Below are 11,292 nucleotides of genomic sequence, written 5' to 3' on the forward strand. Positions count from 1 at the left end.
GGTTATAGGGCTACCAGGTCATTCTCGTCAACAGCCTCATTCGGAAAAATTCGAGAAAAACGACAAGTCACGGAAAGATAACGGGAATTCCGAGCCCCCCCCCCGCAAACGCGCCGAACCGAAACGAAGACGACGCCCGGAGCAGGCGCTCGGGCGTCGTTTCTGTCGTCGTGACGTTTGGCGTTGCACCGCGGTCCAGGGTCGGGCCGCGGAGCGAGGCGCTTGCCGCTTCAGGCCGCCTGCTTGGCGGCGTTCAGCGGGATCTCGACATCGATCTCCAGGATCGACATGTGCTCGTCCCGGTCCATCTTCACATGCACCTTGTCGCTGTCGATCTGCACGTGCTTTGCGATGACGGCGAGGATTTCCTCGCGCAGGATGGCGACCAGGTCGGAGCCGGCGGCACCGCGTTCGTGCGCGAGCAGAACCTGCAGCCGCTCGCGCGCCATGGGCGCGGACCTCTGTTTGGTGAAAAGACGGAAAATGCTCATGCGGCCCTCCGTGCGAAGATCTTGCCGAACAGGCCACGCTTCTCACCGGGGATCGTCACCGGCAGGGTTTCCCCGGCCAGCCGACGGGCGGCATCGAAATAGGCCATGGCCGGCGGGCACCGCACATCGGCGAGCGTAACCGGCGCGCCGATATTGGAGGCACGCAGCACATCCATGCTTTCGGGGATGATGCCGAGCAGCGGGATCGACAGGATCTCCAGCACGTCCTCGACCTTCAGCATGTCGCCACGCTCGGCGCGGACCGGGTCGTAACGCGTGAGAAGCAGGTGCTTCTCCATGCGTTCGCCGTTTTCGGCCTTCAGCGTTTTGGAGTCGAGCAGACCGATGATGCGATCGCTGTCGCGCACCGACGAGACTTCCGGATTGGTCACGACCACGGCGACATCCGCATGGCGCATGGCGAGCGTCGCGCCGCGCTCGATGCCGGCCGGGCTGTCGCAGATGATCCAGTCGAAATGCTGCTTCAGCTCGGCAATGACGCGTTCGACGCCGTCTTCCGTCAGATTGTCCTTGTCGCGCGTCTGCGACGCGGGCAGCAGGAACAGGGTCTCGAGCCGCTTGTCCCGGATCAGCGCCTGCGGCAGCTTTGCGTCACCCTGGATGACATTGATCAGATCGTAGACGACGCGGCGCTCGGCGCCCATCACCAGATCGAGATTGCGCAGCCCGACATCGAAGTCGACCACGACAACCTTTTCGTTCCTCTGAGCCAGGGCGGCACCGAGGGCGGCCGTGGACGTGGTCTTGCCGACCCCACCCTTGCCTGACGTAACGACGATGACTTTCCCCATCTTGCTCTCCTGTTTTGGCCGTTTGCGGCTCACTTGAGTTTCTCTGCCATGATCGCATCGTCCTCCAGCCACAGCTGGACGGGCTGTCCGCGGAAGCCGGGGGCCATGTCTTCGGCCATTTTGTAGACGCCGTCGATCGCGACCAGTTCGGCCTCGAGCTTCCGGCAGAAGATCCGTGCGGCCGCATTGCCGACGGCGCCCGCCATGGCGCGGCCACGCAGCGCGCCGTAGATATGGATCGAGCCGCCAGCGATGATTTCGGCACCCGAGGCCACCGAACCGACCACGGTCACATCGCCCTCGGTAAAGACGACGGATTGCCCGGACCTGACCGGCTCCCGAATGACGAGCGATTGCAGCGCCGGGCGGGGCTCGTCCGCGCGCGCCTCGGTGGAGTCCGGCACCGGATCGCCGGACGTTTCGGCGTCCGTCGGATCGCTGGTCGCGACCTCGAAGTCGGAAGCCGGGCGTCCGCCCTTCAAGGCCGGCGGCATCCCCGGCGCGATCGCGGACGGACGCGCGCCTTCGATGCCCATGATGCTGACATTGCGCCGCGTAAGTTCGTCGACGAGCGCTTTCAGCTGTGCCCGGTCGAGCTTGAGGTCCGCGACATCGAGGACAGCCGGCCGGCCGAAGAAGAAGCCTGCAGAACGCGCGGCGAGGTCATCCAGCCGGATCAGCCACGCGTCGAGCGGCAGGTCCGGTGAGAGAACGACCGCGAGAAAGGAGCGGCCCTTGATACGGATCGAGCGGGCGTCTGTGGGCACTGTGTCCATCTGGGTTAAGGATTCGTTTACGATGTTTAACGCTGGGTCGGTTAATGAAAGGTTAACAGGACTGGCCTTGCCCAAGGCTTGCGGACGGATCGACAGCGGTCAAAACCGTCTCTTTTAGGAGCGCTGCAAGCCGTCACGGGGTGCAGTCGGGAACATCCCGCGCCGCGGCACGTTCCAGTGCCACGAAAATGTAAAGGATGGAGGATTGATGGTCACGTCAGAGATTGCGACACAGGATCAGGCCGCAGGCCCCCTGACGAACGGCGCCCTCGACCTGCCCGCCCTGACGATCGATGACTACAATATCGAGATTCGCGACAAGGATGGCTTTATCGGCGACAAGGCGACGAAAGCCGAGTTCCGCGCCAAGCTGGACGCCTGGCGCAAGGTCATGCGCGCGGTCGACATCGACCCGATCGGAAAGGTGCCGACGGCCGATCTTCCGAAGCGCGAGATCGACGGCTTTCTTAAAGGCAAGAACGCCCAAGCATCAGCCCTGGTCTGGAGCGCGGTCGAGGATTTCGCGCAGGAGTTCGCGGATGTCGTCACGCGTTTTCTGAAACAGAAGCACTGGTCCGGAACCGAACGAATTGCTGTCGGCGGCGGCTTCCGGCAGAGCCGGTCGGGCGAACTGGCCATTGCGCGCACCGAGATGCTGCTTGCCGAGCGCGGCGTCCATGTTCACCTGGTTCCGATCGTCCATCATTCCGACGACGCAGGCCTGATCGGCGCGGTACATCTGATGCCGGCCTGGATGCTAAAGGGGCACAAGGCGATCTTCGCCGTGGATATCGGCGGGACGAACATGCGGGCGGGCGTGGTCGATCTCGGAAAGGCGAAGTCCGACAACAGGCATTATCTTGAGGAGGCTGCCGTCTGGCAGTCGGAGATCTGGCGGCACGCCGACGATCGCCCGAGCCGGAGCGCAGCCGTCGAGCGGCTCATCGGGATGCTCAAGGACCTGATCGCCCGTGCCAAGGCGGAAAACCTGGCGCCGGCACCCTTGATCGGTATCGGTTGCCCGGGGATCATCAAGGCGGACGGGTCCATCGAGCGCGGAGGACAGAATCTTCCCGGCGGCAATTGGGAAAGCGACAGCTTCAACCTCCCGGCGGCCATCAAGAAAGCCATTCCCGAGATCGACGGCCATCAGACCGTGGTGATGATGCACAATGATGCGGTCGTCCAGGGCCTTTCCCAGATCCCCTTCATGACAGATATTTCCAAATGGGCCGTGCTCACCATCGGCACCGGGCTCGGCAATGCGCATTTCGTCAACAAGGCGAAGGCGAAGGCCTGAAGGAAGATAGTCCGGTGTCGCATTTGTGAAGCGACGCTTCCTCCGTTCCCGTCTACCGTTTAAGAGACAGGACGAGAGGGAGATGCCGCGATGACGCGCCTGACAGCCAAGGATTTCGACCAGGAGCTCCTGGAACTCTACGATTACTATGCTCATGGAAAGATCTCCAAGCGCGAGTTTCTCGACCGCGCCGCCAAATTCGCGATCGGCGGACTGACGGCTGCGGCGATCCTTTCCTCCATGAGCCCGGATTATGCGCTTGCGCAGCAGGTCGCCTTCACCGATCCCGATATCCTTGCCGAATACATCACCTATCCATCGCCCCGGGGACACGGAGAGGTGCGCGGCTACCTCGTCAAGCCGGCGAAACCGCAGGGACGCGTTGCTGCGGTGGTCGTGGTCCATGAGAACCGCGGCCTCAATCCCTATATCGAAGACGTGGCGCGTCGGGTTGCAAAGGCAGGCTTCATAGCCCTGGCGCCCGATGGCCTGAGTTCCGTCGGCGGCTATCCCGGGAATGACGAGAAGGGCCGCGAGTTGCAGAAGACCGTCGACCCGACGAAGCTGATGAACGATTTTTTCGCGGCCGTGGAATTCCTGATGAAGCATAACGCCGCGACCGGGAAGGTCGGAATGACAGGCTTCTGCTATGGCGGCGGCGTCTCCAATGCCGCGGCGGTTGCCTATCCCGAGCTGGCGGCGGCCGTGCCGTTTTACGGTCGGCAGCCGAAGTCCGAGGATGTGCCCAAGATCCAGGCGCCGCTCCTTCTGCATTTTGGGGAGCTGGACAAAGGGGTCAACGAAGGCTGGCCCGCTTACGAGGCCGCCTTGAAGGCAGCCGGCAAGACCTATGAGGCGCATATTTATCCCGGTGCCAACCATGGATTCCATAACGACTCGACGCCGCGTTACGACGAAGCGGCCGCAAAGCTCGCCTGGGATCGGACGATTGCCTGGTTCAACCGATATCTCGCATGAGCCGTGGACGATCATGCCCGGAGCCGAAGGTCAAATACCAACTTTTCGACCGGCGCCCTTTCGACCGGCGCGGGTTCCGGGCAAGCCGCTGGCTTCCGGAACGCCCCCCCCTCGCCGGCACAGGCGGGATGCTCCGGGGACACCGGCGTCAGAATTTCTGGGTCAGCGACACCTTGAAGGTGCGTCCGGCTTCCGAATAGAACGCGGATGCGTTGGCGATGGCCTTGACCTCGAGAGCGTCGAGATAGGTCTTGTCGAACATATTGTAGATGCCACCCTGGAGACGCAGGCCGTTCGCCTGTGCGGGCTCCCACCAGCCCGTAAGGTTGACGACCCCGTAGCCGCCGGGACGGGTGCCAGCCGCCGAATCCGCATCGACGGCAGCCGCGGTGACAAGGCTGAGGTCCGTTCCCCAGATCTTGGTGTTGTATCCCAGGCCAAGAATTGCCTTCAGGGGTGCGACGGAGGCGAGGAGCGCGTGCGTATCGAGATCGGTTCCGCGGGCATAGGCGAGCGATCCATGGAGATCGATGCCCGACGACAGGGTTTTTTGCGCACGAGCTTCGACGCCGGAAATGCGAACGCGCGCGCGATTGAAATATTCGATGGTGCCGACCCGATACCCCGCCTCGGGCGTTGTTTCCGTGTCGATGAAGTTCGTGTAGCGCGTGCTGTAGGCTGAAACGCGCCCGCCGAAATCCTCATCGCCAAAGCTGGCGCCGGCTTCGAAACCGAAGCTTGTCTCCGGATCAAGATCCGGATTGCCGATCTGCCGGTAGAGCGGGGCATTGTCGTAATTGCTGTAGAGCTGGGCGACGTTCGGTGCCTTGAACGCGGTCGCCACCTGGGCGTAGAGCTCGATGTCCGGACGGACCTGCCAAGCCGCGCGCAATTTGGGCGAGAGGCGGACATCGCTCTGTCCGTCGGGCAGATCAGGGCTGCTGCCGATGCTGGTATAGGTCGCGGTCTCCTGCGGATCGTAACGGTACCCGTCGAGGCGTAGGCCGGGTGTCAGGGAGATGTCGCTCTGGCCGATCCCGATGGTGTCCTCGGCAAACAGGCCCACGATCATGCTGTCGGTATCGGGCATGTCAGAGCGGTTGTTGTGAAAGTTTGCGCAGGGAGGGGCAAAGACGATGTCGCAGCTATCGTCGCCCTTCTGGTACTGGGTTGTCCGGGTCAGGTCGAGATTGCCGCCGAAGGTCAGCTGGTGGCTGAACGCGCCGGTATCAAAGCTCGATCGCGCATAGGCGCTCGCGCCATAGGAGCGCGCTTCATTGGTGCTCGATCGCATGTAGAAGCCGGCCGGTGCGGTCAGCCGGGTGCCGTGGGTGCCTTCAACGCGCTCGGCGCGCTGGAGATAAACGGTCGCAAAGGCGCTGTCGATCCACCTTCCGTCGCTTTCGGCATCGAAGACATAGTCGAGCGATAACCGGTCCCGCTTCTTGTCGGAACTCCGGTCATAGTCATCTGGCTGGTAGGTCACGCCCTGGGTTTGACGCAAGTTGGTCGACGTGTTCTGGTCGTAATGCTCCGCCGTCCAACCGATCGTATGGCCGCCTTCGAGCGATTGGCGCATCTTGAAGAGAATGTTGCGTCGGTTGAGATCCTGCGGATCGGCCTCCGTGCGCGTCGGGCCGTAACCTCCGGTATCGCCACCTGTCTTTTCCTCATGTCCGTATTTGTAGGAACTCTGGAAGAGCACGGAGGTGTTGTCGAAGCGTTTGGCAACCGCTGCGGCCCCGGTCAGCGCGCGATCGGCGCCGTCATAGCCGAGCTTGGCCACACCGCCGACCGTCGCACCCGCAGCCATCAGGTCTTCCGGCTCCAGCGTATGCAGAATAACCGCGCCGCCGAGTGCTCCGGAGCCGGCCCGGCTCGAATCGGCACCGCGTAGAATGTCGATCGTACCAAGAGACGCGAAATCATAGGTATCGACCCCGCCAAGAGATCCGCGCACGCCGTCCGACAGGTAGGGAATGGGGATGCCGTCAATGGTCGTGCGGACGCGATCGTTTTCCAGACCGCGAATATTGACGCTCTTCGTTGCCGATACGAAACTGACGCCCGGCTCCGTGGTATCCCCGAGATCGTCGAGATCGTCGATATCTCTCCCGGAGATTTCCTCTTCCGTTGTCCGGGTTGCGAGCGGGGTGTCTTCCGGCGCGCCCTGCCGGACGCGTTTGCCCTTGACGACAATCGCAGGCAGCGCCGTCGGCTCTTGCAACGCGGTAGCGTCCTGCGCCATCCCCCCGTCTTGTGCGGCCACTTTGGTTGAGGGTGCCAGCGAACCGATGGCGATAAGGCAAGAGCAGGCAAGACGAAGGGACCGGACGCTCCGAATGATCATGTCGTTTCCTTTCAGCGGACACGGCAAGCCCATTCGCCGCAGGGTTTCCCGCGGAGATGATATGACATGGCCGACATGTTGAACCGGCAGACGAATGCCTGCCCCCTGCTATGACAGCTATAAAACATGACAATTAGAGTCAATATTAAAAGCTGATGTTCGATCCCTGGTTTCTGGGGGTGACAAAGGGCATGACGGCGGGAGAAAAGCCGGCCTCGACATGGACAAGGCTGTTCCGCCGACTACTTGGAGACCATGCGGTCGCGACATGTTCGACCTGCTGCTCGGCATGGGTCACAATTCTGACTGACGCACCGCCTGGAAGGAACGACACGCATGCCCCTGCCCCCGCTTTCGGATCGAACGGAGACGCTCGTCGTTCTCCAAGGCGTCTCGAAAAGCTATGGGACAGCCGAGGGCCCGCTCATGGTCCTGCAAGCGATAGACCTCACGCTGGACGCAGGGCAAAGCCTTGCGCTCACCGGTGAATCCGGCAGCGGCAAGAGCACGCTGCTGCATCTGGTCGCGGGCCTCGATCATCCCGACGACGGTCGGATCATGGTCGACGGACAGGAAATCGGCGGGCTCGACGACAAGGGGCGGGCCAGCCTGCGTCGGTCGACGGTCGGACTGGTGTTTCAGCAGTTCAACCTGATCCCATCCCTGACCGTTGCGGCAAATCTCGCATTTCATGCGCGCCTTGCTGGCCGGTTCGACGCGGCCTGGCAGCGGCAGCTGACGGAAAGGCTCGGGCTTGACCACCTCCTTGCCCGCTATCCCGAACAATTGTCAGGCGGCCAACAGCAACGCGTGGCGATCGGGCGTACGCTGGCCGCACGGCCGAAACTGGTGCTGGCGGACGAACCGACCGGCAATCTCGACGAAGCAACGGGCGATGCCGTGATGGCCCTCATGCTGTCGCTCGTGGCGGAAACGGGATCCTCGCTTCTGATGGTCACGCATTCCGACCGTCTGGCGCGACGCCTGGATCGCCGCATCCATCTGCGCTCGGGCTGCATCGACGCAACAACGGTTCCCACGGCATGATGCGCCGCACCGCGATGGCAGCGCTCTTGTCGCATTGGCGCAGACGGCCGATGCAGCTGGTCATGCTGCTCCTTGGTCTGTCGCTTGCGACCGCTCTCTGGTCCGGCGTTCAGGCGATTAATGCCGAGGCGCGCGCGAGCTATGATCGCGCAGCTGCGACGCTCGGACAGGACCGTCTTGACCGGATCGTCAGCGGCACGGGCGCGCCGATCACGCAATCCGACTATATCGCGCTGCGCCGCGCGGGATGGCTCGTTTCGCCGGTGGTCGATGGGACGCTCCGCCTCGGTCAAACGCGCCTCAACATCATCGGCATCGATCCTCTTACCATGCCGACCGAGGGGCTGAATGCGGATGTCGCGCGCGACGGAGATCTCGCAGCCTTCCTCACGCCTCCCGGTCTGCTCTACCTGTCTCCCGAAACGGCGGATAAGCTGTCCGGATCCGCCCTACCGCCGGTAAAGCGCACCTCTTCCCTCCCCGCCGGCATCGGCATGACCGATATCGGCGTTGCACAGCAGCTTCTCGGCAAGCCCGGCGAGATCAGCCAGTTGATCGTCGCGCCCGGTCAGCGACGGGATCTACGGGCGATCGGAGAGATCGCGCCGACATTGGTGGTCAAGGCACCGGATGCGCGAGGCGACCTCGCGCGCCTGACCGACAGCTTTCACCTCAACCTGACCGCCTTCGGATTTCTCGCTTTCGCGGTCGGCCTGTTCATCGTCTATTCCGCCATCGGACTGGCTTTCGAACAGCGACGGGCGACCTTCCGCACGCTCCGCTCGCTGGGCCTCCCGGCATCCACCCTGACAGGCCTTCTTCTGGCGGAGCTTGTGGGGTTCGCCATCGTCGCCGGCGTCGCTGGCGTTCTGCTCGGCTATCTCGTCGGTTCCATCCTTCTACCCGGTGTTGCCGCGACCCTGCAGGGACTCTACGGCGCGAGCGTTCCCGGCACGCTGTCGCTGCGACCACAATGGTGGGCGTCCGGTCTCGCGATCGCGCTGTTTGGCACGCTTGCAGCCGCGGCGCAGAGCCTCTGGCGCGTATGGCGCATGCCCCTCCTCGCACCGGCCCAGCCACGCGCGTGGGCGCGCGCATCCGAGTCCGGACTTCGGTTGCAGGCGGCAGCGGCCGCGACGCTGTTTGCCGCGACGATCGCGCTTGCAGGCTTTGGTTCGGGCCTGGTGGTCGGTTTTTCCGTGCTCGGGGGCCTGCTTCTCGGTGCCGCGCTGTTGTTGCCAGTCCTTCTCGCGCTGTTCCTCGCCCTCATGCAGTGGCTGGCCCGGCACCCTATCGCACAATGGTTCTGGGCGGATACCCGCCAGCAGCTGCCCGGCCTGTCGCTGGCCCTCATGGCGCTGCTCCTTGCCCTTTCCGCCAACATCGGCGTTGGCACCATGGTCTCGAGCTTCAGGCTGACCTTCACCGGCTGGCTCGATCAGCGGCTTGCGGCCGAGCTTTATGTGACCGCCCGTAGCGAGCCCGAAGCCGCAGCCCTGCGCGGATGGCTGAAGGGCCGGGTCGATGCGGTTCTGCCGATCTGGAGCGTTTCCGGAGACATCGCCGACGCACCGGTCGAGATCTACGGTGTCGCGGACGATCCGACATATCGTGAAAACTGGCCCCTGCTCGCCCGCACGCCGGAGACCTGGGATCGTGTGGCGAACGGCGCCGGGGCGCTGGTCAACGAACAACTGTCACGGCGGGACGGACTTGAGATCGGCGACAGCCTGATGCTTCCTGGCGGCTGGACCACGACGATTGCCGGCGTCTACTCCGACTACGGCAATCCCCTCCCTCAGGTGATGATCGGTCTTGATGCGCTGACCACCCACTATCCCGACGTCGCGCGCCTTCGCTACGGGATTCGGCTTCCCCCGGAAAACGTCGCCGCTTTCTCGGAGGCTTTGCGCGCGCGCTTCGACCTTCCGCCGGAGAACATCGTCGATCAGGGGAGCCTCAAGCGCCGTTCCCTCGCGGTTTTCGAGCAGACTTTTTCGGTCACCGCCGCCCTCAACGTTCTCACGCTCGGCGTGGCTGGTCTCGCCATGTTTGCCAGCTTGATGACGCTTTCCACAATGCGGCTGCCGCAGCTTGCGCCGATCTGGGCCATGGGACTGACCCGCCGCCAGCTTGTCGTTCTCGAACTCGCAAGAACACTGGTTCTGGCCGTGATCACCCTGATTGCAGCCTTGCCCGTTGGTCTCGGGCTCGCCTGGGTGCTGCTCTCGGTCGTCAACGTCGAAGCTTTCGGCTGGCAGCTTCCGATGCATGTCTTCCCCGCCGACTGGGTGCGGCTTGCGATACTTGCCCTTGGCGCGAGCCTTCTGTCGGCCCTCATTCCCTTGCGCCAGCTGGCCGCCACGGCGCCTTCCGACCTCCTGAAAGTCTTTGCCAATGAACGGTAGGCTCCCCACCGCCAACGTTACCATCCTGCTCCTGATGTCGGTTCTGCTCGGCTTCAGCCAGCCGATGCCGGCCGGCGCACAAGGTTTCGCGGGTCTCGGCACGACGGCCGAAGGCTTCGCCGTGCCAGAACCCGGCAAAAGCTTCGCGTTCCCGCGCGATCATGGCGCGCATCCCGATTTCCGCATCGAATGGTGGTACATCACGGCCAACCTCATGGGCGCCGACGGAAAGGCGTACGGGGTGCAGTGGACGCTCTTCCGGTCCGCGCTGCAGCCGGGGGACCGTGAGGGTTGGAACAGTCCGCAGATCTGGATGGGACATGCCGGTCTGACGACGCCGGACCGGCACTTCGTGGCGGAGCGCATTGCCCGAGGCGGCATCGGTCAGGCCGGCGTCACACCGGAGCCGTTCGACGCCTGGATCGACGACTGGCGCATGCAGGCTGCCGCACCGGCGAAAGGGTCGGAAACGAGCGGGCCGAGCGATGGAATTGCGAATGTCACGCTCAGGGCCACGGGAGCAGAATTCGGCTATGCGCTCGGCCTCACGGCGAAGGGTCCGATCGTGCTGCAGGGGCAAGGCGGATATTCGGTCAAGTCTGCCGCGGGACAGGCGAGCTACTATTATTCCCAACCCTTCTACACCGTCCGCGGCACGATTTCGTTGCCCGGCGGCGATGTCGCGGTCACCGGCCAGGCCTGGCTCGATCGGGAATGGTCGTCGCAGCCCTTGGCAGCGGACCAGACGGGCTGGGACTGGTTCTCGTTGCATTTCGACAGCGGCGAAAAGCTGATGGGCTTTCGTCTTCGCGACAGCGGCGCCGGCTACACATCCGCCACCTGGATCGCGGCAGACGGAACGCCCTCCCCCCTCCCCCCGGGGGCCCTGACGGTCGAGCCCCTCTCCTCTGCGCAGGTTGCGGGGCGGACGGTGCCTGTCGGATGGCGCCTGAGGCTTCCCGCCCGCGGTCTCGACATCACAACCACCGCCGTGAACCCGCAAGCGTGGATGGCGACACGGACGCCCTACTGGGAAGGCCCGATCAGCGTCTCCGGTAGCCATCAGGGGCGCGGCTATCTGGAGATGACCGGTTATTGACGGCAGACGCGGCGACGGGCAATGGACGACG

General features: G+C 63.7%; 9 protein-coding genes. 5 read left to right on the forward strand and 4 right to left on the reverse strand.

The features are described from left to right. Positions 1-230: 230 nt before the first annotated feature. From minE to minC, 3 genes are read right to left on the reverse strand one after another with little or no spacing between them, the layout of a single operon-like run. The gene (gene minE / locus ASG25_RS19475) at positions 231-491 is read right to left on the reverse strand and encodes a cell division topological specificity factor MinE (RefSeq protein ID WP_062478188.1); all 261 of its coding nucleotides are present in this window, start codon (positions 489-491) and stop codon (positions 231-233) included. Further along, positions 488-1,303 carry a septum site-determining protein MinD gene (gene minD, locus ASG25_RS19480; protein ID WP_062478191.1) on the reverse strand — a complete coding sequence of 272 codons (816 nt, stop codon included), beginning with the start codon at positions 1,301-1,303 and terminating at the stop codon, positions 488-490. The genes minE and minD overlap by 4 nt, the downstream gene beginning before the upstream one ends. A 29-nt stretch (positions 1,304-1,332) precedes the next feature. Then, positions 1,333-2,079: a septum site-determining protein MinC gene (gene minC, locus ASG25_RS19485; protein WP_062478193.1), complete on the reverse strand. Its 747-nt coding sequence runs from the start codon at positions 2,077-2,079 to the stop codon at positions 1,333-1,335. A gap of 208 nt (positions 2,080-2,287) precedes the next feature. On the opposite strand from minC, the gene ASG25_RS19490 reads away from it, so the two are divergent. Both ASG25_RS19490 and yghX read left to right on the forward strand, forming a co-directional pair. After that, a complete protein-coding gene (locus ASG25_RS19490) occupies positions 2,288-3,379 on the forward strand; it encodes an ROK family protein (protein ID WP_062478196.1) in 1,092 nt (363 codons plus the stop codon). Between the two features lie 90 nt (positions 3,380-3,469). Continuing rightward, positions 3,470-4,357 carry a YghX family hydrolase gene (gene yghX, locus ASG25_RS19495; protein WP_062478199.1) on the forward strand — a complete coding sequence of 296 codons (888 nt, stop codon included), beginning with the start codon at positions 3,470-3,472 and terminating at the stop codon, positions 4,355-4,357. A gap of 148 nt (positions 4,358-4,505) precedes the next feature. Here the strand turns inward: yghX and ASG25_RS19500 are convergent, their stop codons facing one another. Further along, positions 4,506-6,605 carry a TonB-dependent hemoglobin/transferrin/lactoferrin family receptor gene (locus ASG25_RS19500; RefSeq protein ID WP_244479450.1) on the reverse strand — a complete coding sequence of 700 codons (2,100 nt, stop codon included), beginning with the start codon at positions 6,603-6,605 and terminating at the stop codon, positions 4,506-4,508. Between the two features lie 438 nt (positions 6,606-7,043). On the opposite strand from ASG25_RS19500, the gene ASG25_RS19505 reads away from it, so the two are divergent. Genes ASG25_RS19505 through ASG25_RS19515 form a run of 3 tightly spaced genes read left to right on the forward strand, consistent with a single transcriptional unit; the run spans position 7,044 to position 11,261 of the window. After that, positions 7,044-7,754, forward strand: coding sequence for an ABC transporter ATP-binding protein (locus ASG25_RS19505; RefSeq protein ID WP_062478204.1), 711 nt, complete (start codon positions 7,044-7,046; stop codon positions 7,752-7,754). Beyond that, entirely contained in the window at positions 7,754-10,162 is a 2,409-nt protein-coding gene (locus tag ASG25_RS19510; protein ID WP_062478822.1) for an FtsX-like permease family protein, read from the forward strand. The genes ASG25_RS19505 and ASG25_RS19510 overlap by 1 nt, the downstream gene beginning before the upstream one ends. 34 nt (positions 10,163-10,196) lie before the next feature. Next, positions 10,197-11,261: a lipocalin-like domain-containing protein gene (locus ASG25_RS19515; RefSeq protein WP_244479461.1), complete on the forward strand. Its 1,065-nt coding sequence runs from the start codon at positions 10,197-10,199 to the stop codon at positions 11,259-11,261. Positions 11,262-11,292: the final 31 nt, after the last annotated feature.

The organism is Rhizobium sp. Leaf384 (genome assembly GCF_001424065.1).
In the GTDB taxonomy this organism is placed as follows: domain Bacteria; phylum Pseudomonadota; class Alphaproteobacteria; order Rhizobiales; family Rhizobiaceae; genus Ferranicluibacter.

Coding starts and splice junctions, on each gene's coding strand:
- ASG25_RS19505 (WP_062478204.1), top strand. CDS start 7,044: ATGCCCCTGCCCCCGCTTTCGGATCGAACGGAGACGCTCGTCGTTCTC.
- minC (WP_062478193.1), bottom strand. CDS start 2,079: ATGGACACAGTGCCCACAGACGCCCGCTCGATCCGTATCAAGGGCCGC.
- ASG25_RS19510 (WP_062478822.1), top strand. CDS start 7,754: ATGCGCCGCACCGCGATGGCAGCGCTCTTGTCGCATTGGCGCAGACGG.
- ASG25_RS19515 (WP_244479461.1), top strand. CDS start 10,197: ATGTCGGTTCTGCTCGGCTTCAGCCAGCCGATGCCGGCCGGCGCACAA.
- ASG25_RS19500 (WP_244479450.1), bottom strand. CDS start 6,605: ATGGCGCAGGACGCTACCGCGTTGCAAGAGCCGACGGCGCTGCCTGCG.
- minD (WP_062478191.1), bottom strand. CDS start 1,303: ATGGGGAAAGTCATCGTCGTTACGTCAGGCAAGGGTGGGGTCGGCAAG.
- ASG25_RS19490 (WP_062478196.1), top strand. CDS start 2,288: ATGGTCACGTCAGAGATTGCGACACAGGATCAGGCCGCAGGCCCCCTG.
- yghX (WP_062478199.1), top strand. CDS start 3,470: ATGACGCGCCTGACAGCCAAGGATTTCGACCAGGAGCTCCTGGAACTC.
- minE (WP_062478188.1), bottom strand. CDS start 491: ATGAGCATTTTCCGTCTTTTCACCAAACAGAGGTCCGCGCCCATGGCG.